General features: G+C 45.1%; 18 protein-coding genes and 4 pseudogenes. 7 read left to right on the top strand and 15 right to left on the bottom strand.

Annotated elements, in window-relative coordinates:
* A pseudogene (locus TZ48_RS12250) lies at window positions 1-234 on the top strand (ammonium transporter); the annotation flags it as partial.
* 131 nt (window positions 235-365) lie between these two features.
* Window positions 366-1,100, top strand: coding sequence for a Sir2 family NAD+-dependent deacetylase (cobB, locus tag TZ48_RS12255; protein ID WP_112479363.1), 735 nt, complete (start codon window positions 366-368; stop codon window positions 1,098-1,100).
* Between the two features lie 71 nt (window positions 1,101-1,171).
* Here cobB and TZ48_RS12260 read toward each other — a convergent pair whose 3' ends face one another.
* The 5 genes from TZ48_RS12260 to potA all read right to left on the bottom strand — a co-directional run bounded on the left by TZ48_RS12260 (window position 1,172) and on the right by potA (window position 6,359).
* A complete protein-coding gene (locus tag TZ48_RS12260) occupies window positions 1,172-2,209 on the bottom strand; it encodes an extracellular solute-binding protein (protein WP_112479364.1) in 1,038 nt (345 codons plus the stop codon).
* A gap of 240 nt (window positions 2,210-2,449) precedes the next feature.
* Window positions 2,450-3,484 carry an extracellular solute-binding protein gene (locus TZ48_RS12265; RefSeq protein WP_112479365.1) on the bottom strand — a complete coding sequence of 345 codons (1,035 nt, stop codon included), beginning with the start codon at window positions 3,482-3,484 and terminating at the stop codon, window positions 2,450-2,452.
* Between the two features lie 94 nt (window positions 3,485-3,578).
* Window positions 3,579-4,349 (bottom strand): spermidine/putrescine ABC transporter permease PotC, encoded by a 771-nt coding sequence (gene potC / locus TZ48_RS12270; RefSeq protein ID WP_112479366.1) that lies wholly within the window; start codon window positions 4,347-4,349, stop codon window positions 3,579-3,581.
* The gene (potB, locus tag TZ48_RS12275; RefSeq protein ID WP_042501539.1) at window positions 4,349-5,206 is read right to left on the bottom strand and encodes a spermidine/putrescine ABC transporter permease PotB; all 858 of its coding nucleotides are present in this window, start codon (window positions 5,204-5,206) and stop codon (window positions 4,349-4,351) included. The genes potC and potB overlap by 1 nt, the downstream gene beginning before the upstream one ends.
* Window positions 5,190-6,359, bottom strand: a complete 1,170-nt coding sequence (gene potA / locus TZ48_RS12280; RefSeq protein WP_112460192.1) for a spermidine/putrescine ABC transporter ATP-binding protein PotA — start codon at window positions 6,357-6,359, stop codon at window positions 5,190-5,192. Before potA ends, potB begins: the two co-directional genes overlap by 17 nt.
* Before the next feature lie 273 nt (window positions 6,360-6,632).
* On the opposite strand from potA, the gene TZ48_RS12285 reads away from it, so the two are divergent.
* The 4 genes from TZ48_RS12285 to ttcA all read left to right on the top strand — a co-directional run bounded on the left by TZ48_RS12285 (window position 6,633) and on the right by ttcA (window position 9,988).
* Window positions 6,633-7,481 carry a hypothetical protein gene (locus TZ48_RS12285; RefSeq protein ID WP_112479367.1) on the top strand — a complete coding sequence of 283 codons (849 nt, stop codon included), beginning with the start codon at window positions 6,633-6,635 and terminating at the stop codon, window positions 7,479-7,481.
* Entirely contained in the window at window positions 7,474-8,268 is a 795-nt protein-coding gene (locus TZ48_RS12290; protein WP_112479368.1) for a glucosaminidase domain-containing protein, read from the top strand. Before TZ48_RS12285 ends, TZ48_RS12290 begins: the two co-directional genes overlap by 8 nt.
* 17 nt (window positions 8,269-8,285) lie before the next feature.
* Window positions 8,286-8,942: a DUF2987 domain-containing protein gene (locus TZ48_RS12295; RefSeq protein ID WP_112479369.1), complete on the top strand. Its 657-nt coding sequence runs from the start codon at window positions 8,286-8,288 to the stop codon at window positions 8,940-8,942.
* Window positions 8,943-9,094: 152 nt separating this feature from the next.
* Window positions 9,095-9,988 (top strand): tRNA 2-thiocytidine(32) synthetase TtcA, encoded by an 894-nt coding sequence (gene ttcA, locus TZ48_RS12300; RefSeq protein WP_112479370.1) that lies wholly within the window; start codon window positions 9,095-9,097, stop codon window positions 9,986-9,988.
* A gap of 12 nt (window positions 9,989-10,000) precedes the next feature.
* Here ttcA and uspE read toward each other — a convergent pair.
* The 10 genes and pseudogenes from uspE to ccoN form a co-directional block, all read right to left on the bottom strand.
* A pseudogene (gene uspE, locus TZ48_RS12305) lies at window positions 10,001-10,982 on the bottom strand (universal stress protein UspE).
* A 156-nt stretch (window positions 10,983-11,138) separates the two neighbouring features.
* Window positions 11,139-11,885, bottom strand: coding sequence for an FNR family transcription factor (locus TZ48_RS12310; RefSeq protein ID WP_112460197.1), 747 nt, complete (start codon window positions 11,883-11,885; stop codon window positions 11,139-11,141).
* A 90-nt stretch (window positions 11,886-11,975) separates the two neighbouring features.
* Complete coding sequence (locus TZ48_RS12315; RefSeq protein WP_112479371.1) at window positions 11,976-12,650, bottom strand: sulfite exporter TauE/SafE family protein; 675 nt, start codon at window positions 12,648-12,650, stop codon at window positions 11,976-11,978.
* Window positions 12,640-12,846, bottom strand: coding sequence for a cbb3-type cytochrome oxidase assembly protein CcoS (gene ccoS / locus TZ48_RS12320; RefSeq protein ID WP_112479372.1), 207 nt, complete (start codon window positions 12,844-12,846; stop codon window positions 12,640-12,642). Before ccoS ends, TZ48_RS12315 begins: the two co-directional genes overlap by 11 nt.
* A 1-nt stretch (window position 12,847) precedes the next feature.
* A pseudogene (locus tag TZ48_RS12325) lies at window positions 12,848-15,214 on the bottom strand (heavy metal translocating P-type ATPase).
* Between the two features lie 3 nt (window positions 15,215-15,217).
* Window positions 15,218-15,691, bottom strand: a pseudogene (locus TZ48_RS12330) (FixH family protein); the annotation flags it as partial.
* A gap of 94 nt (window positions 15,692-15,785) precedes the next feature.
* Complete coding sequence (gene ccoP, locus TZ48_RS12335; RefSeq protein ID WP_112479374.1) at window positions 15,786-16,760, bottom strand: cytochrome-c oxidase, cbb3-type subunit III; 975 nt, start codon at window positions 16,758-16,760, stop codon at window positions 15,786-15,788.
* Window positions 16,760-16,933 (bottom strand): cbb3-type cytochrome oxidase subunit 3, encoded by a 174-nt coding sequence (locus TZ48_RS12340; RefSeq protein ID WP_112479375.1) that lies wholly within the window; start codon window positions 16,931-16,933, stop codon window positions 16,760-16,762. Before TZ48_RS12340 ends, ccoP begins: the two co-directional genes overlap by 1 nt.
* A 10-nt stretch (window positions 16,934-16,943) precedes the next feature.
* Window positions 16,944-17,564 (bottom strand): cytochrome-c oxidase, cbb3-type subunit II, encoded by a 621-nt coding sequence (gene ccoO, locus TZ48_RS12345; RefSeq protein ID WP_103879746.1) that lies wholly within the window; start codon window positions 17,562-17,564, stop codon window positions 16,944-16,946.
* 11 nt (window positions 17,565-17,575) lie between these two features.
* Window positions 17,576-19,003 carry a cytochrome-c oxidase, cbb3-type subunit I gene (ccoN, locus tag TZ48_RS12350; protein WP_162674565.1) on the bottom strand — a complete coding sequence of 476 codons (1,428 nt, stop codon included), beginning with the start codon at window positions 19,001-19,003 and terminating at the stop codon, window positions 17,576-17,578.
* Between the two features lie 259 nt (window positions 19,004-19,262).
* Here ccoN and TZ48_RS12355 point away from each other — a divergent pair, with 259 nt between their 5' ends.
* Window positions 19,263-19,619 (top strand): hypothetical protein, encoded by a 357-nt coding sequence (locus TZ48_RS12355; protein ID WP_112479377.1) that lies wholly within the window; start codon window positions 19,263-19,265, stop codon window positions 19,617-19,619.
* The last annotated feature ends 12 nt before the right edge of the window (window positions 19,620-19,631 follow it).

Below are 19,631 nucleotides of genomic sequence, written 5' to 3' on the forward strand. Positions count from 1 at the left end.
TTGGGGCGGTATTGCAGCAGGTATTTTTGGTCAGCAGGCGTTTGGTGGTCTAGGGGGGTGAGCTTCGCCTCTCAATTGATAGGAACAGCAACTGGAATCGTTGTTGCTGTGATTGGCGCCGGTCTAGTATATGGCATTCTAGATAAGCTCACAGGCTTGCGTTTATCTGAAGAAGATGAATACAAAGGCGCAGACTTGGCGATTCATAAGATCTCAGCCACAAACGAAGACTAATCCTATCTCAGTACTTCTAAGTTACTGAAATGCCATAGGGATTAGACCATGGTCTAATCCTAATACTATTGATGTTATTCGTTCCATGTTACTCTTATTGGTACAACAATAAGTCAGCACAAGGAAGGTCTATGAAGTTCCCCTATAAAAATGTCGTTGTTTTGACCGGTGCGGGTATTTCTGCGGAATCAGGTATTCAAACATTCCGTGCACAAGACGGACTTTGGGAAAACCACCGAATTGAGGACGTGGCCACGCCTGAAGGCTTTGTACGGAATCCAGAGCTTGTCCAAAACTTTTATAATCAACGTCGCCGCAAGCTCCAACAGGAGTCCATCTTGCCTAATGCCGCACATATTGCGTTAGGGAACCTTGAGAAAGAGTTAGACGGCACAGTGACAGTCATCACTCAGAATATTGATAACCTCCATGAGCGTGGCGGAAGTGAGAATATTATTCACATGCATGGTGAGCTGCTCAAAGCTCGCTGTGAAGAGTCTGGGCAGGTTATCGATACTAAAGACGATATCCTCACTGGCGATTTGTGCCATTGCTGCCAAATTCCTTCGCAAATGAGACCACATATCGTTTGGTTTGGTGAGATGCCACTTCGAATGGGAGATATTTACGCCGCGATTGAGAAAGCCGATCTGTTTATTTCCATTGGTACGTCTGGCGTAGTGTATCCAGCAGCGGGTTTTGTTCATGACGCTAAAATGCATGGCGCTCATACCATAGAGATTAATCTTGAGCCAAGCGCAGTACAGAGTGAATTTGAAGAGAAGCGTTATGGCAAGGCGAGCATCGAGGTGCCGAAGTTGGTCAAAGAGATTTTAGAGTTGCAGACTCAAGGTAATACCGCTTAACGTCATTTCTGGTTTTCAAATATAACAAAGCCCTCCAGTTGGAGGGCTTTGTTCATAGGTCAGTACTGGAATTAGTTATCAACTTTTAGCTTCTGGAAGTACTCTTCGTAAAGCGCGCCAGCTTCACCAACTTCGTCTTGCCATGTACCCGAGTCCATCACTTTTTGAGGTGGGAACACGTTTGGATCTTCAGCAAATTCTTTTGGTAGTAGTGGGTAAGCTGTTTTCACTGGTGTTGGGTAACCAATTTCCACCGCAATTTTCGCAGCATTTTCTGGGCGAAGTAGGAAGTCAATCATCTTGTGAGCGGCTTCGGTATTTTTCGCGCCAGATGGGATCGCTAGGCTATCCATCCAGAAAATCGTACCTTTTTCAGGCCATACGATTTCGATAGAAGCGCCTTCCTGGCGAGCCATGTAAGCTGAACCATTCCAAAGCATACCCAGTGACACTTCGCCAGCTAGATATGGGTTAGCTGGGAAATCTGAGTTGAACACCAATACGTTTGGAACCAGCTTTCGAAGCTCGTCGTATGCCGCTTTGATTTCATCTGGATTAGTGGTGTTTGGTGAGTAACCAAGCTTGGTTAGTGCGATGTGGAATACTTCACGTGAGTCATCCATCATCATCAGTTGACCTTCCCATTGCGGATCCCACAGATCACCCCATGAGCTAACTGCTGAGCGGTCTAGCATGTCTGTATTGATACCAATACCGGTTGCGCCCCAAATATAAGGAATCGAGAATTTGTTGTCTGGGTCAAAAGGCTTGTCTAGATAGTTTGGATCCAGATCTTGGTAGTGAGCAAGCTTTTCTTTGTCGATCTCTTGAAGCATGCCTTCTTTACGCATCTTAGAGACGAAATAGGTAGAAGGAACTACGAGATCGTAGCCAGAGCCTTGCGTTTTTAATTTCGCATACATGCTCTCATTTGATTCGTAAGTCGAATAGATGACTTTAATGCCGGTTTCTTTCGTAAAGTCTTCTAGTACTTCGCTAGGAATGTATTCAGACCAGTTGTAGAAGTAAAGTTCTTCGTTGGCTGCAAACGCCGGGGTAGTGAAGAGAGTCGCCGCACATAGTGCGCCTGCATACAATTTGCTTTTCATTACTTTTCCGTTTGTATTGGTAAACAAAGAGTCTCTAAGAGACATGACGATATGGGAAAGTAGGGCTTCCCACACTACTTTGCACGCCATCATTATTTGATGTGCATCACAACATTATATCAGCCAATGATTGAATACTCTATGTCGGAGTTTACAAAAATTAAACGTTTAGAAGGATATAGAAAGTCACCCATAAAAAAAGGTGGCTGCTGCCACCTTTTTGAACCGAATAAGTAAAGATTACTGACCCGCTTTTAGTTTTAGGAAATAATCTTCGTAAACGACTGTGCTGTCGCCAACCGCATCTTGCCACTCTACGCGATCCAAATCTTCTTGAGATGGGAACAGAGCAGGGCTGTCTTTAAACTTCTCGTTTGACGCTTTTACCGCTGTTAGGTAACCGGTGTCGCGAGAAATTTGCTCAGCGATTTCAGGGCGAAGCAAAAAGTCGATCATCTTGTGTGCTGCATCAACGTTTTCAGCACCTGAGCTGATCGCGAAGTTGTCTACCCAACCAATACCGCCTTCTTTCGGGAAAACAAGTTTAATGGGTAGACCTTCATTTTGAGCAGCAGCCGCTGAGCCATTCCAAAGCATACCTAGGCCTACTTCGCCAGACATGTATGGTGCACCAGGGTTGTCTGAATTAAACACTAATACGTTTGGCATGAGCTTTTGCAGTTCTGCGTAAGCTTCGTCAATTTGTGCTTTGTCAGTCGTGTTACCAGAGTAGCCTAATTTACGTAGCGCGATATGGAACACTTCACGAGTGTCATCCATCATCATTAACTGGCCTTCTAGCTCGGGCTTCCACAAATCAGCCCAGCTTGTAAACTCTTCAGGGTCATACATGTCTGTATTGACTGCTAGACCGGTGATCGCAACAACGTGTGGAATAGAGTAGTCGTTGTTTGGATCGTATGGTTTGTCTAGGTAGTTTGCGTCGAGGTTGCTAAAGTTCGATAGCTTTGATTTATCGATTTTTTGTAGCATACCTTCATCACGCATTTTCGCTACGAAGTAGGTCGATGGAACGACAAGATCATAGCCTTTATTGTGCGTTTTTAGCTTTGCATACAAGGTTTCGTTTGACTCATATGTTGAGTAGATCACCTTGATGCCAGTTTCTTTGGTAAATTGCTCTAGGATATTACTGTTGATGTAAGGCCCCCAGTTCATAAATACCAATTCTTTATCTTCTTTTGCACTAGCTGCTCCAGATAGAAGAGAAAGTGCACATGCACTACCAGCTAAAAAAGTAGCCCATTTTTTCATTGACGTTAGCTCCAAAACAAACGCTGCCTTTAAGGCATAGATAGAAAAAGAGCAGAATGACAACGCCATTCTGCTCCATTAGTAAAATAGCGGTTTACTCAACCTTTTCTCTTGCCAGTAATTGTGAGGTCACAACCAAGATAAGAGAGACAATTAGCATAATGGTCGCAAGGGCATTCACTTCTGGTGAAATACCAACTTTGACCATTGAGTAAATCTTAAGTGGCAGAATCTCGTACGTTGGACCTGTCACAAAAGAACTCACAATCACATCATCCAGCGATAGTGTGAATGACAATAGCCAACCTGCCGCAACTGCCGGTTTGGCCAGTGGCAATATAATCTGCTTCAGAATTGTCCATTCACCAGCACCAAGATCCTTCGCCGCTTCAAGCATTTTGACATCGAAGCCTTTTAAACGGCTATACACAGTCACAACCACGAACGGCAAACAGAATGTAATGTGTGCAATCAACAAACTAAAGAAGCCAAGTTGAGCACCAAGCACCAAGAAAATCGCTAATAACGAAATGGCCATAACAATATCTGGTGACATCATTACAATAAAGAGTAGGCCACTTACAGCGCCTTTGCCCTTAAACTGGTAACGGAACAGTGCAACCGCGGTTAAGCTACCAATAATGGTTGCAGCGGTTGCCGAAAACACAGCGACGTTGAGCGAGTGCCAAGCGGCTTGCATTAAGCTGTCGTTGTTAACCAGAGCGTCGTACCACTTGGTCGTAAAGCCGCCCCATTTCATGCCAAATTTGTTGGCATTGAATGAGTTAGCGATCAAAACAATGATCGGTAGATACAAGAACGCGTACACTACCGTCATAAAACTAAATCTTACAGCGCGTCCCATTATTCGAGCTCCACTTTACGGTTTAAGAGCTTGCCTGCACGGTAGTAGGCATACAACATCACAGCCATCGCGGCGGTGAGGGCAATACTCGTCGCTGCGCCAAACGGCCAATCACGAGCATTCAATATTTGACTCTTAATCACGTTACCAATCAGAAGGTTCTTCGCGCCGCCTAATAGGTCAGCAATATAGAACATACCAAGTGCTGGAAGTAGCACGAGTAAACACCCGCCGATAATACCTGGCATAGTCAATGGCAAGATCACTTTCGTTAGTGTTTGCCACTTGTTCGCACCAAGGTCGCGTGCGGCTTCAATATACGTACCGTCTAACTTCTCAATCGCTGAATAAAGCGGGAGAATCATGAAAGGCAGTAGGATATATACTAAGCCGATCATAACCGCAGTTTCGGTGTACATAATGCGCAAAGGCTTATCGATGATGTCTAATGCCAACAAGCTCTTGTTTAAGATGCCTTGAGTACCCAAAACAATCTTCAAACCATAGGTACGGATTAAAGAGTTAGTCCAGAAAGGGACTATCACCAAGAACAGCATAAACGGACGCCATTTCTCTGGCATCTTCGCTACGATATACGCAAATGGATAACCAACCACTAAACAGATAAAGGTTGCCACGATCGCCATGTAGAACGAGTGGAATAAGACCTTAGCGTATAGCGGGTCGAGTAAACGTGCGTAGTTCTCGAGTGTGAACGTCATTTCAATCAGGTTAGCTTCGTCTCGAGTTAGGAAGCTTGTACCAATGATCATCACATTTGGGATCAGTACGAATAGTACTAACCAGCCGACAATCAGAGTGATAATGGCGTTCTGTAGATTAAACTTCTTGCTCATCTTTTAGCACCACTTCCCAGCTTTCAACCCAAGTAACGGCTACCTTTTGACCTAGCGAGTGGTCGACATCTGGATCGTCTTCGTTAAAGAATTCACTCACCATTACACGCATACCAGATTCAAGTTCTACGACAGAATCTAGCGTCATACCTTTATAGGTGCGCTCTGCTACGTGGCCAACGATGCCTTTATTTTCAGATTCTTTGATCTCTTCGATACGCAAATCTTCTGGGCGAAGCAATACTTGAAGCTTTTCACCAGATTCAAACGCTTTGTCGTAGTAAACGATGCTCTTCTGACCTTCGATTTCGGCATTGATACGTTTGTCGTCAATGCGGTCGATTGCCGTAGCGTTAAACACGTTAATCTCGCCAATGAAACGAGCGACGAACAAGTTTTTAGGCTCTTCGTAGATTTCGCGAGGAGAACCGTCTTGCTCGATCACACCGTCGCGCATCACGATGATACGATCCGACATCGACAGTGCTTCTTCTTGGTCGTGGGTAACGAAGATAAAGGTAATACCCAGTTGGCGCTGAAGCTGCTTGAGCTCAATCTGCATTTGCTTACGCAGTTTGTAGTCAAGTGCAGACAGAGATTCGTCCAACAGTAGAACCTTTGGCTTGTTCACTACAGCGCGGGCAATCGCAATACGTTGCTGCTGACCACCAGAAAGCTGGTGAGGTTTACGCTGAGCCATTTTCTCTAGGCGTACCATTTTCAACGCTTCTAGAACGCGAGGCTCTATTTCAGCGTTTGGCACTTTTTGCATACGCAAACCAAATGCCACGTTTTCGAAAACGGTCATATGAGGGAAGAGGGCATAGCTCTGGAAAACAGTATTGACGTGTCTCTGTTCAGCAGGGACTTCCGTTACATCTTGGCCAGCGAGATTGAGTCTACCACTGTCGACGGTTTCAAAACCGGCGATCATTCTTAGTACTGTAGTCTTACCGCAACCCGAAGGACCCAAAATAGTGAGAAACTCACCATGATTAACGTTTAAGTTAAGATTTGCGATGATTTCCTTACCATCGAAACTTTTACTCACACCAGCAAGCTGTACGACTGGTGTTCCTTCTGAATGTTTAGCGTTCAACGTCTGTTTTTCTCCACCTCGGCCGGAATTTGAGCGGCCAGTTGCTATACACATTTAAGGCGCGCATCATAATCACCAATTGGGTGAAATCAAAGCATTTTCTTATCCCGAAACGAAAAAATTTTGCAGGTAAAACTAAACATTATTTACCATACTAGGTTTAGAGCGCGTCGAGTTGAATATTTTGCCTTATCAATTGGTTAATTATCACCCAAAAAGACCGAAAAGCAAGGTGATAACAGTGATAAAACAATCTCGTTACCGCTATAATGTCGCAGCCTTTTCAACGAAGAAATGTACTCGTATAGAGTGTCACTTGGAAAACATATGAAAAACGATTTTGAAAGAGACTTCAATTTAGGTGGCTCAATTGAGCGCGCTATCTCAGGGAAATATGACCTCAAGGCTGGGGCTGTGTTCCAAGAAGCGTGGCAGCACACCATCAAGCATTTTTTGTCTTTCTCTCCAGCAATTATTGCCCTCATTTTTGTGCAAGTGGGTATTTTTTATATCGCACTGCAACTACAGCTCGGCGATCCATCCGTTATCTTGCAAGCGTTCCAAGACCCTAGCTTACTAGATCAGAGCATTTTTCAGGCTATTTTTGTTGCTAACTTTAGTTATGAAGTGGTGAGTGCACCTGTATTCGCGGGTATCTCGCTAATGGCGATGAGCCACGCAGCAGGCTTAACCACGAAAACCAGACACATCGGCAAAGGTCTACAGTTTACCGTACCTGTTATTATCGCTACGCTTTTTAGCTTGATGTTGCAAGGCGTGGTGAGCATGATTTTGCCATTCCTTTCCATGTATCTATCTCTTGCATTTAGCCAATCTATATTGCTCATTTGTGAGAAAAAAGTTCCGCCACTGCAGTCTTTGTTGTTATCGCTGCGTGCGGTAAACAAGAAGATTTTCGTACTGGCAGGTATCTACACCTTAGTGATGTTAATGTTCATTGTCGGCGCGATGTTCTACGGTATTGGCCTTATCTTTGTATTGCCATTTTTCTTCCATGTAAAAGGCATTGTTTATCGCGAAATGTTTGGTATCACCCTAAAGATTGTTGCCACTGAAGATAATGGCTCAAACGATTCTGGTAACGACGACAACGACAATACCCCTCCAAGAAACGACGATAAGCCTAATAAGAACCCTGAGGTATTTGATGCGTAGTTCGCATAAATTTCTTTCAATCGCTGCGCTCCTGACTGGGAGCGCTTTTTTGTTCCTTTCGGAAAAATCCGCCGACGAAAGTGAAGAAGAAACCATTACCTTACCTTCTATTGCGGAAGAAAAGCCCGACATCGCAAGCATTACGGACACCAATCAGAAGAAGCAGACGTTTTTTGACTATTTACGACCTGGAATCGCCATTGAAAACGCGCGAATAGAAAAAGAGCGCAGACGATTACTTAGCATTAGACACGCACTGGATGAGCAGTCTCTGACGAGTGAACAACAAGCCACAGCAAAACGCCTCGGTAAACTCTATTCACTAGAGCCAACTGAGGTTAGCTACGACTGGGTCGAAGCCATGCTTGAAAGGGTTGATGTCCTGCCTGAAGCATTGGTGTTAACGCAAGCGGCCAACGAGTCTGCATGGGGAACATCGCGTTTCGCTAATGAGGCTAACAACTATTTTGGTCAGTGGTGTTATACGAAGGGGTGCGGCCTTGTACCGTTGAAACGCAGTGAAGGAATGTCGCATGAAGTGGCCAAGTTCAGCTCACCCCAGCAATCTATCCATGGCTATTTTATGAATGTGAATCGCAACAGAGCGTATCAAGAGTTGCGTGATATCCGTGCTGGGATTCGTGAACGAGGCGAAGATTTGCTGTCAGAGACGGCTGCACTGGAACTTACTAATGGATTACTGCGTTATTCGGAGCGGGGTGAGGCATACGTCAAAGACCTGCAAGCCATGATTCGACATAATGACCAGTTCTGGACAACACAATAATAATCAAAGAATTAAACATGAAAGTAGTAAAGTTAGCCCTTTTAGGTTTTGCCGCAGCCACGTTTGCGGTTCCTACTCTTGCCCAAGAGTACATGTTCACCTATTCAAAGTTGTTTTCTCAAATGAAGAACAATGCCAAAGAAGGGCATGAAGACGTCAAAGTGGCCTTCTTCTTTGTCGATGCGGACTCAAAAACATTGTGTCCTATCGAAAAAGCGTGGATGGAGAAAGAGGAGCACTATGAAGAATTGCCAGCTAGTCCAATTAATGAGCTCGTGGTACCACTAGATAACAACCTTAAATCAGCGAACCCGTTGGTATTTGTTCATACACCACAAGATCAACGCTGTGACTTCTCTATGGTGGTGATGACGACAGAACCAATGTCAGGCAAAGTACCTTATGCAGAAGTCGAAAAACTATTACCACAAATGCAAGTGATGCTAGAAGATCTTGGCGGCATGTTTGCTAGTTGGTTCACGCCTGATGTTGAGGGCATCACTCTGGAGTTTGCGCCTGATCTAGAAGGTGTGATTTCTTTTTCAGATGGTACTTCAGTCGCATTGGAAAACGGCAAAGCTCAAGTGCGCCTAAGTGACATCGGCGAGGGTGGTTACATGACACTTCCCGGTGAGACAGTTCGTATCCTACCTTACCTTCCTGGCGCGAAGTAAGCCTTCATATCTCTCAAGAATTGTTTGACTCCCAATCGAAAGGGGTCAAACAACCATTTAATCTTTATTAAAAAGCTCGTATAATCCACGCCCCAGATTATTCCCAGTAGGAAATCCTATCGTCGACGTTGTCGGCAATGTGAGAGCACGTGATGAATCAGACAGATACAAGAAAAGAAACCCTAGAGTTCAACAAACTTCAAAAGCGTCTTAGAAGAAATGTTGGCAACGCAATTATCGACTACAACATGATTGAAGAAAATGATGTGGTGATGGCGTGTATCAGTGGTGGTAAAGATTCATTCGCGATGCTGGATATCCTATTGAATCTTCAAAAAGCAGCACCGATCAAGTTTGATGTGGTTGCGGTTAACCTTGACCAAAAACAACCTGGTTTTCCAGAGCACATCCTGCCAGATTATTTTGAAACGCTGAACATTCCGTATTACATCGTTGATAAAGATACCTACTCAGTGGTTAAAGAGAAGATCCCTGAGGGCAAAACGACATGCGGCTTATGCTCACGTCTTCGTCGTGGCACGCTTTACTCATTTGCTGAAAAAATTGGCGCGACTAAAATTGCACTAGGTCACCACCTTGATGACATTGTGGAAACTATGTTCTTGAACATGTTCCACGGCTCTCGACTAAAAGCGATGCCACCTAAGCTTCGTTCTGATGATGGCCGTAACGTTGTGATTCGTCCACTCACGTACTGCCGTGAAAAAGATCTGATCAAATACGCTGAACACAAAGAGTTCCCAATCATTCCTTGTAACCTGTGTGGTTCTCAAGAGAACCTACAACGTCAGTCGATTAAGGCGATGTTGATTGATTGGGATAAGAAGACTCCGGGTCGCGTTGAAGCTATCTTCAAATCGATTCAAAACGTGAGCCCTAGTCAGCTAGCTGACCGTGAACTGTTTGACTTTGTTAACCTGCCACTTGATCGTGAAGGTAACAGAGAAGAATACGAGTTCAGTGAAGCGACGGTGTCATCGACTAACATTGATGAATCGATGTTTATTGATGTGACTAACGTTTAGTCGTATCACTGACTAGAACAGCGCCCCTCGATGAGGGGCGTTTTTTCTATTAGGACTGGCTTGGGTCAAGAGGCTGATATAGCCATCCGGTTTGAGCGCCATGACATCGCAATTGATCTTATCAATCACATGCTCTGCGGTATTACCAATAAACACGGCGGACAAACCAGTTCGACCAGTCGTGCCAAGAATCACCATACCAGCATCAAGCTGACGAGCTACATCGGGAATGATGTCCTCTGGCAACCCTTGCTCGACGATCGTTTGCTCTTCAGCGTAACCATGTTTTTGACGCAGTGCTTTCATAGCCGTTAAATGATGACCGCGAACAGCGTCGGTGTATGTTGCAGGATCGAACTCTGGGAGTTCAATGGTGATGTTTGCCGGTGTAACGGGGTAGGCGTTAACAAGATAGCCAGTTGCGTCGAGACGTTCGGTTAAGCTATCAAGCTGCTTGACCATGCAATCATTCAAATCAATGTGTGTCGGGTTTTCTGATCCAACGTGAACCGATGCAATAATATTGGCTTTCTCTGGCCAATCGGCATTCTTAAACTAACAAAACAGGCACTGGGCATTTGCGAAGTAGGTGCCAGTCTGTTGGTGTGAAAATCACTGACTCGAGAATATCGTGTTTGCGAGTGGCTTTGATGACAATGTCTTGCTTTCCTTCAAACACTTCTTCCACGATCGCTACATAAGGTCTGTTATGCCAAACAACCGTAACGTCGAAATCAAAGCTGTCATCAAGGTAAGGTTTCGCGACACTTCTCATCCATTCTTCACGTTGGTGTATTACACCACGTCTCATTGCGTCACGCTCTTCATGTGACAACATGGAGGTCATGTCGTAAGAGAAATCGTAAATAGATAAGAAGAAACGGATGTGGCTCCTGGATTTGCTCTTCTTAGCAAGTTGAACCGCACGAGCAAGGGCAGGTTGCTCATCGCTATTGAGATTCGCTACGACGAGGATTTTACTGTAGATGCTCATAGATACTCCCTACCTAATTGGGTCATTACCTATAAACACTTTAGCGCAAATCTATGAATTTTTTTAGAAAAATTGGATTTTAAAGGGAAGAAAATTTGAAGTGGCTCATTGTAGAGCCACTTCGGAAAGGTTGTCAAAACGAGGATTTAAAAGCGTTTATTCTTTAGAAACGCCGGCCATCTCCATCAGTGCATCGTGGTCGATGATGGTGATGTACTTGCCTTTCACGCTCAGCACTTCTGCTTTTTGGAAGCGACCAAGTAAGCGGCTGATGGTTTCAACGGTTAGACCTAGATAGTTGCCGATATCTCCACGAGTCATGGTTAGGCGGAACTCTCTTGGGCTAAAGCCACGTTGTGAGAAACGGGTTGATAGGTTATACAGGAATGCCGCCAAGCGCTCTTCAGCGTTTTTCTTAGACAGCAGGAGAATCATTTCCTGATCGCCTTTGATTTCATTCGACATCAAACGCATGATTTGTTGACGAAGCTTAGGCATTTTACCTGAAAGGTCATCGAGAATTTCGTAAGGGATTTCGCACACCATTGACGTTTCAAGAGCTTGTGCAAAGCTTGGATGCTCATCTCCAGTAATAGCATCGAAACCCACTAGGTCTCCAGCTAGGTGGAAAGCCGTGATCTGCTCATCGCCTTGCTCGGTAATGGTGTAACTTTTAATTGTCCCTGAGCGAATTGCGTAAAGTGACTTTAATTCGTCACCTGCTTTAAATAGCTCTTGGCCTTTTTGGATCGGCTTTTTACGCTCAATAATTTGGTCTAGTTGATCAAGCTCAGATTCGTTGAGAGTAAAGGGGATGCAGAGCTGACTAATGCTGCAATCTTGGCAATGAATCGCACAGCCGCCAGACTGAACACGTTTTGCTACAGGCTTTTCAGAAATCATAACAACCTTTCACTATTTGATGTACATCAAGATTTTATCATTCATTACCCCAAAGGGTAGCTAAAAAATCAATGATAAAACAATCATCTATTAGTTTGCGCTAAAAATCATCACCGACTCGTAACCTGTATATAGTCCATAAACGAGTATCGAAATTGCGGCGATGTTGCGGAAAATAAGTGAATTTTGCAGGGATTTTAATTTTGTAGCGCTCGTGCCTACTAGCAACATAGCGGGCAAGGTACCAAGACCAAAAGCCAACATGGTGGCGCCGCCGCCTAATGCACTTCCAGATACGGCTGCCCAGGTTAATACCGAGTAGACAAGGCCGCATGGCAACCAGCCCCATAAAAAGCCAAACGGTATGGCATGAGAACTGTGTTTTAGTGGCAGTAGTTTATTGGCGAGAGGTGAGATACGCTTCCATAACGACTGACCCAGTGCTTCAACCTTTAACAGTCCATTCCACCATCGACCCACATAGAAAGCGAGCAATACCATAAACAAAGCGGCGATGATGCGAACAAACGCAAGCGATTGATTGAACTGGGAAAGCGATGCAATCCCTGCAATCGTTCCACCCACAACACTACCGATCAACGTGTAACTTAGCAAACGGCCAAGGTTGTAATTGATTATAAGTGCGGTGGGGGTTTTATTCGATTGTCCAATGGAAAGTAGGGAGGCAATGCCACCGCACATTCCCATGCAGTGGCCAGCGCCTAAAAGCCCGATGGTAAAAGCACCAATTAGGTCAAGATTCACGCGAGTCTTCCTGTTTCGGTTTTTGATTCGCTTGTTTTGCTTGTGCTTTTTGGTCGGTGTCTTCGTCAAACAAAATATTGTGACCTTGACGTTCTAGGTCTTCAAACTGTTCGCTTTTCACCGCCCATAAGAAGATGGCAACCGCCACACACACCAAAACAATGGCGATGGGAATGAGGATATAGATGCTTTCCATATTACTTACCTTCTTCTTTAAGCAAGCGTAGCGAGTTTGAAACGACAATAATAGAGCTTGCTGACATGCCCACAACCGCAATATAAGGAGCGACGAGGCCTGCGACTGCCAATGTAGAATCAAAACATTATACCCTAAAGACCAAGCTAAGTTCTCTCTGATGATCTTGCGAGTTCTCAACGCGAGCTCGCGAGCAGTGAGTATTTTATCCAATCTATCACCCAGTAAAACGAGATCAGCAGAAGCCTTAGCAACATCGGTACCACCACCCATAGCAATAGATAGGTGAGCGCCGGCTAGAGTTGGAGCATCATTAATGCCATCACCAATCATCATGGTAATGTCATCAGAATCGAGCGATTTAAGGTAATTCAGTTTATCGCTAGGTGAAGCACTCGCAATAACATCATCAATACCAACTTCTTTAGCAACAGGCTCGGCGTTCGAGAGCGTATCACCGGTCAGTAGCGTTGTTTTCACACCGGCTTCACGCATCTTGTTGATAAATTCGACCGCTTCTTTACGAATAGGGTCACGATACTCGAATGTCGCCACATGTTGACCGTCTATCGACATATAAACGCTGTTTAGGGCGGCATCGTCACGTCCTAATACATAGTGCGCGTTACCGATTTTGACCAGCTTACTGTCAATGACGCCTTGCAAACCTGAGCCGATAACGTTTTCTACCTCTGTCACCATAACGGAATGGTTCAGGTATGGTTTGAATGCACGAGCGATAGGGTGGTTGGCGTGACTTTCGAGGGATGCAGCAATGCTCAGGAGTTCTTCTTCAGATTGCTCACCGAAAGCGAACGTATGAGCAATTTCAATGTCGCCATGAGTGAGAGTACCCGTCTTGTCGACAACGAGGTGGTTAACTTTACACAAGGTTTCAAATACGTGTCCGCGTCGAGACAGGATACCTAGCGTACCCATACGTGAACTTGAGCAAGTGATTGCGGTCGGCGTAGCCAATGAGAGCGCACAAGGGCAGGTTGCTACAAGCACAGACAGCATGATCCAAAACGCATCATCAGGTTCTGTTTGATGCCAGAAGAACCAAGTGCCTGCTGCAATCACAAGTATGATTGCAACAAAGTAACGTGCCACGATGTCAGCAATTTCGGCTATCTTGGGCTTGCTCAATTGTGCTTCATCTTGCAATCGAACAATGCTGGAAATCATTGAGTCGGCTTTGGTAGAACGCACTTCAAGGTCAAAGGCTTCATCACCATTTAGAGTGCCGGCATAGACAAAGTCGTCTTTGCCTTTTACAACCGGTAGGGATTCACCCGTTAGCATTGATTCATCGATGTGAATGCGGCCATTAAGTACGACACCGTCAGCCGGAATGTGCTCGCCAGGTAATACTTTAATTTGGTCGCCTATTTGAAGCGACTTAACCGGCACTTGTTCACCATTGAGTTTATTGGCAATCGCTGGAATGAGTTTGAGAAGGTTCCCACTTGCTGCGGCAGCTTTTCTTCGTGCGCGCATCTCTAGATAACGGCCAATCAATAAGAAGAACGTAAACATCGAGATAGACTCGAAGAACACTTCCCCTTGCTCTGTGACAGTTGCCACTAAACTCGCCACATAAGCAAAAATCAAGCAATAGAGACTGGAACGTCCATGCCAAGTGTTCGGCCTTTGATACTTCGCCAAGCATTGATATAGAAAGGTAAGGCAGAGTAGAGGAGAACGGGCGTTGCAAAAATCAGACTAACCCAACGGAAATAACTTTTGAACTCAGGTTCTAGATTACCAAACACCTCGAGATACAGCGCTACGGCGAGCATCATCACTTGCATGGTTGCAAGGCCAGCAATGCCTAACCTATAAAGGTATTGCTTCATTGTGGCATGATAAGCGGCTTCTTGCTTGTCTGCTTCAAACGGCGCGGCTTTGTAGCTAGGGTATGAATAGAGGAGAGCAACTGACTGAGCTGCGTGGCAGTTTTGTCCCATTTGAGGAGGGCGCGGTTTGTCGTGGTGTTAACCCGAATGGAAACCACACCAGGCTCGACTGACATACGCTTTTCTATTAACCAAGCGCAGGCTGCGCAGGAAACCCCTTCCAGTGACAGTGTCACTTCTTTAGTGTCTTCGTGATTTCTCACAAACTCGGCTTGAACATCTTCATTGTCGTAATGAATGAGTGCTCTTAGTTGTTCGGGAACCAAGTCAGCCTTCTCTGCTGGGGCGGTGCGATATTGGTAATAGGAGACTAAGCCACTATCGACAATCGTTTGAGCCACACTTTCGCAGCCGGGGCAACACATCTCCCGGTCTGCACCCAAAATTTCTACGTTGAAGTTCGTGTTGGCTGGTACATCTTCACCGCAGTGATAACACGTCTTACTCATAATTTAATCTAACAACACTACATCAGTTTCAGTTGGGAATGTGACTCGGCCTTGAACCATCCAAGCTTGGTCATGTGGTTGTAGCTCTACAAACCAAGGACCTTGAACATCGTGATCAAGTGTCAGTCGGTAGGTGCCTTTAGCATCTGCAGTAAGAAGCTTTTCAAAATCACGGTCTGGCAACGTGCGGTGGGTAAACGTAGCAGTAAGAGCAGGGTAGTGAGGCAGTTGGCCTTTTTGGAACTTAATCAAAATCGTATCGCCTGCTGACGATACCGCAGCATTGAGTCCAAGTTCTCTAGCAACGTTTATTTTGGTTAAATCAACATTAATCCCTTTTCCTTTTTTATAGTAATCCTCGGCAACTAAGCTGACTTGGTTGTCCATTAACAGCGAGATTCGATAACCCGTTCCAATCACAACAGACAGAGGCAACGCGATCAGAAACCACGGCCAAAATTGTTTATACCAAGCTTTACCATAAAAAAGTTCTCAACAGCTGACTAAGAAAGAAATTATAATTTATCTAGAAAAGACAGCCCCTTACAAGGGGCTGTTATTGAAATGTTACTTATTTATCGGAATTACTTAGGCTCCAAACGTACGCTGATACCAGCTGTACTTTTTCTTCACCTAGGATGTCTTTCCATGCTGGCATCACACCCGAACGACCATTCATAACGGTTTCCGTTACAGCCGCGCGAGAGTCGCCAAATAACCATACTTGGTCGGTAAGATCTGGTGCACCAACAGCAGGGTTACCCTTACCATCTGTACCGTGACATGCTGCACAAACCACGAAGCGAGCTTTACCTGCTTCTGCTTCACGAGCATTCACTTTACGACCAGAAAGGCTTAGCGTGTAGCTAACGACTTCACGTACGCCATCTTCACCAAGGGCATCTTTCCAACCTGGCATCTGACCAACGCGGCCGTGCAGCAACGTTGTTACGATTGCTTCAGGCTCGCCGCCATATAGCCATGCGTTGTCAGTAAGGTTAGGGAAGCCAGTTTGACCGCGAGCATCCGAACCATGACATTGTGAACAGTTTTGTAGGAACAAACGTTGACCTACTTTAATTGCTTCACTGTCGGTAGCAATTTCAGGGATAGGGCGCAGCGCACCATCCGATGTTTTTGCTAGGCGGTTAAATGCTTCACCGAAGTAGGCATCTGCATCATCAAGCTCTTTTGCGTATTGAACAAGAGTTTTATTCTCTTGTGCAGCGGCAATAGACGCTTTTGACTCTTCAAGTGAGCGTACGGTCTGATCCGAACTTTGCCAGCCAAGAAGACCTTTGTAGTTACCCAAACCCGGGTACATAGCAAGGTAAATAGCGGCAAAGATGAACGTACCGATAAACAAATAAGTCCACCACTTTGGAAGCGGGTTGTTAAGCTCACGAATACCATCGTATTCGTGTCCCATGTCTTCGCCTTCCTCGACACCCATTTTGTCGCGAACACACCAATAAAGTAGTGCTGCACAACCAAGCAACGTACCGACTGTGATGACAATAATCCATAGACTCCAGAATGTAGTCATTACTTAGTCACTCCTTTTTCTTCGGAGGTGGGTTTCTGTTCATCCGCAAATACTAGGTTTGCGTCTTCTTCGAAACGTGCTTTGCGGCTTTTGCCAAAGGCCCACCACACAACACCAATGAAGCTTGCGAACAAAACTATGGTCCAAATACTGTGAATAGTACCGATATCCATAAGCCCCTCCTTATTTCATCGCATGGCCTAAAGATTGAAGATAAGCAATGATGGCATCCATCTCTGTTTTACCTTCTACGTCTTTAGCCGCGTTTGCGATTTGCTCATCCGTGTATGGAACGCCAAATTGGTTACGGAAGATTTCAAGTTTCTTCTGTGTCAATTTGCCATCCAGTACGTTTTCCTCAAGCCAAGGGAAACCTGGCATGTTTGATTCAGGAACCAACTCGCGAGGGTCGATTAGGTGAACACGGTGCCACTCATCAGAGTAACGTCCACCAACACGGGCGAGATCTGGGCCAGTACGCTTAGAACCCCATAGGAATGGGTGTTCCCAAACGCTTTCACCAGCGACAGAGTAGTGACCGTAACGCTCAGTTTCTGAACGGAAAGGGCGGATCATTTGGCTGTGACATACGTTACAACCTTCACGAATGTAGATATCGCGACCTTCCATTTCCAGTGCACTGTACGCACGAAGATTCTTCACAGGTTCAGTGGTTTGCTTTTGGAAAATCAACGGTGTGATTTCAACAAGCGCGCCTAAACTGATTGCGAATACGATTAAAATAGCCAGTAAGCCAACGTTACGTTCAACGACTTCATGGCGATTGTTAGAGTTTGAGCTCATCTTTAATCTCCTTAAGCCGGTTGAGGGGCAGCTTTCAAGCTACCTTTAGCTGCTGTTACTGTCTTATACGTGTTGTATGCCATTAAGAACATACCCGCTAAGAAGATGAAGCCGCCAACGAAACGAACGAAGTAGAACGGGTAGGACGCTTGTACAGATTCAACGAAGCTGTAGGTTAACGTACCGTCCGAGTTAACTGCACGCCACATCAGACCTTGCATTACACCAGAGATCCACATCGCAACGATGTACAGAACTGTACCGATAGTTGCTAGCCAGAAGTGGGTGTTAATCAGGCCGACTGAGTACATACGCTCTTGACCGAATAGACGAGGTACTAGGTGGTAAACAGAACCGATAGATACCATCGCAACCCAACCAAGTGCACCCGAGTGTACGTGACCAATTGTCCAGTCTGTGTAGTGAGACAGTGCGTTAACCGTCTTAATAGACATCATCGGACCTTCGAACGTCGACATACCGTAGAACGATAGGGAAACGATCAAGAAACGAAGAATTGGGTCGTAACGCAGTTTATGCCAAGCACCTGACAGCGTCATGATACCGTTGATCATACCACCCCAAGACGGAGCGAATAGAACCAAAGACATCACCATACCTAGAGACTGAGTCCAGTCTGGTAGCGCGGTATAGTGTAGGTGGTGAGGACCAGCCCAAATATACAGAGAGACAAGCGCCCAGAAGTGAACGATCGATAGACGGTAAGAATAAACAGGGCGTTCAGCTTGCTTTGGTACGAAGTAGTACATCATACCCAAGAAGCCGGCTGTAAGAAGGAAACCTACCGCGTTATGGCCGTACCACCATTGAACCATCGCATCGACGGCACCTGAATAGACGGAGTAAGATTTACCCATCGACACAGGAATTGCCATACTGTTCACAATGTGAAGTACCGCAACGGTGATGATAAATGCGCCAAAGAACCAGTTCGCTACATAGATATGTGACGTTTTACGCTTGATGAGCGTTCCGAAGAACACAATAGCGTAAGACACCCATACCACTGCAATAGCGATATCGATTGGCCATTCTAATTCTGCATACTCTTTACCTGAGGTAATACCTAACGGCAGAGTAATTGCAGCGGCTAAAATGATTGCTTGCCATCCCCAAAAGGTGAATGCGACAAGAGGGCCTCCAAATAATCTCGTTTGACAGGTACGCTGCACAACATAATAAGACGTTGCAAACAGAGCACTGGTACCAAACGCAAAGATTACCGCATTAGTATGCAAAGGACGTAAACGACTGTACGTCAACCACGGCGTATCAAAGTTGAGCTGTGGCCAAACTAATTGAGCGGCAATCAAAACACCTACTGCCATACCAACAATACCCCAAAGAATCGTCACTAATGTGAACTGGCGTACGACGGTATAGTTGTAGACTTGTTCAAGCTGCTTTTCTTGGCTCATTAACATGCTTCCAATTTTCTAATTAACTACACTTTACTTCCAACACGACACATGTCGTAATGCTACCCAACCCATCAAAAGAACTAACGTTGAATCAAAACGTTACTTCTCTTGCCGGATTTAACAAAAAGTAGCATTTTCAAGCGACAATAATACTTCAATTAACAAATCAAGAACAGGGTAGTAACCTTACACTTGGTCTGGTTTATGACCATTTATTTCAAAACTTTGAAGTTTGTTACACGGAGAACTCGTCACAATGGCAGCACAGAAGCTAACAAAAGCAAGGCTTGTACAAATAATCATCATGATGTCGGTGCTTATTGCCGCATTTAGCTACCGTACGATGACGCACGATGTGACCAATACGGTAGATTGTTCAGTTAATGAACAGTGCAAGCTGAAAGTGGGAGAGGAAAACATCACATTTTTGTATCATTCTTCGACAAAGGTGCTTAACGTCACAAAATCAGAACTTTTAACATTTAAAGTTCAGGACATGGATGATGTGTTAATGAAATCGGTCAAACAATCAACAATTGAAGGGGTTGAGACGCCGGTGACCATCACAGTGACCTCGTCATCGGGGGAATCAAGACAAGTCGTTATCCGCTAGTTTCGGAAAGTG

The organism is Vibrio variabilis, assembly GCF_003263785.1.
Lineage (GTDB): Bacteria > Pseudomonadota > Gammaproteobacteria > Enterobacterales > Vibrionaceae > Vibrio > Vibrio variabilis.

Excerpts from the sequence above, each read along its gene's own strand:
- potB (WP_042501539.1), bottom strand. The coding sequence starts at position 5,206 with ATGAGCAAGAAGTTTAATCTACAGAACGCCATTATCACTCTGATTGTC.
- TZ48_RS12310 (WP_112460197.1), bottom strand. The coding sequence starts at position 11,885 with ATGATTTCTGAAAAGCCTGTAGCAAAACGTGTTCAGTCTGGCGGCTGT.
- ccoP (WP_112479374.1), bottom strand. The coding sequence starts at position 16,760 with ATGACTACATTCTGGAGTCTATGGATTATTGTCATCACAGTCGGTACG.
- TZ48_RS12355 (WP_112479377.1), top strand. The coding sequence starts at position 19,263 with ATGGCAGCACAGAAGCTAACAAAAGCAAGGCTTGTACAAATAATCATC.
- TZ48_RS12285 (WP_112479367.1), top strand. The coding sequence starts at position 6,633 with ATGAAAAACGATTTTGAAAGAGACTTCAATTTAGGTGGCTCAATTGAG.
- TZ48_RS12290 (WP_112479368.1), top strand. The coding sequence starts at position 7,474 with ATGCGTAGTTCGCATAAATTTCTTTCAATCGCTGCGCTCCTGACTGGG.
- ccoO (WP_103879746.1), bottom strand. The coding sequence starts at position 17,564 with ATGAGCTCAAACTCTAACAATCGCCATGAAGTCGTTGAACGTAACGTT.
- potA (WP_112460192.1), bottom strand. The coding sequence starts at position 6,359 with ATGTGTATAGCAACTGGCCGCTCAAATTCCGGCCGAGGTGGAGAAAAA.
- TZ48_RS12265 (WP_112479365.1), bottom strand. The coding sequence starts at position 3,484 with ATGAAAAAATGGGCTACTTTTTTAGCTGGTAGTGCATGTGCACTTTCT.
- cobB (WP_112479363.1), top strand. The coding sequence starts at position 366 with ATGAAGTTCCCCTATAAAAATGTCGTTGTTTTGACCGGTGCGGGTATT.
- potC (WP_112479366.1), bottom strand. The coding sequence starts at position 4,349 with ATGGGACGCGCTGTAAGATTTAGTTTTATGACGGTAGTGTACGCGTTC.
- TZ48_RS12260 (WP_112479364.1), bottom strand. The coding sequence starts at position 2,209 with ATGAAAAGCAAATTGTATGCAGGCGCACTATGTGCGGCGACTCTCTTC.
- ttcA (WP_112479370.1), top strand. The coding sequence starts at position 9,095 with ATGAATCAGACAGATACAAGAAAAGAAACCCTAGAGTTCAACAAACTT.
- ccoS (WP_112479372.1), bottom strand. The coding sequence starts at position 12,846 with ATGGAAAGCATCTATATCCTCATTCCCATCGCCATTGTTTTGGTGTGT.
- ccoN (WP_162674565.1), bottom strand. The coding sequence starts at position 19,003 with ATGAGCCAAGAAAAGCAGCTTGAACAAGTCTACAACTATACCGTCGTA.
- TZ48_RS12295 (WP_112479369.1), top strand. The coding sequence starts at position 8,286 with ATGAAAGTAGTAAAGTTAGCCCTTTTAGGTTTTGCCGCAGCCACGTTT.
- TZ48_RS12340 (WP_112479375.1), bottom strand. The coding sequence starts at position 16,933 with ATGGATATCGGTACTATTCACAGTATTTGGACCATAGTTTTGTTCGCA.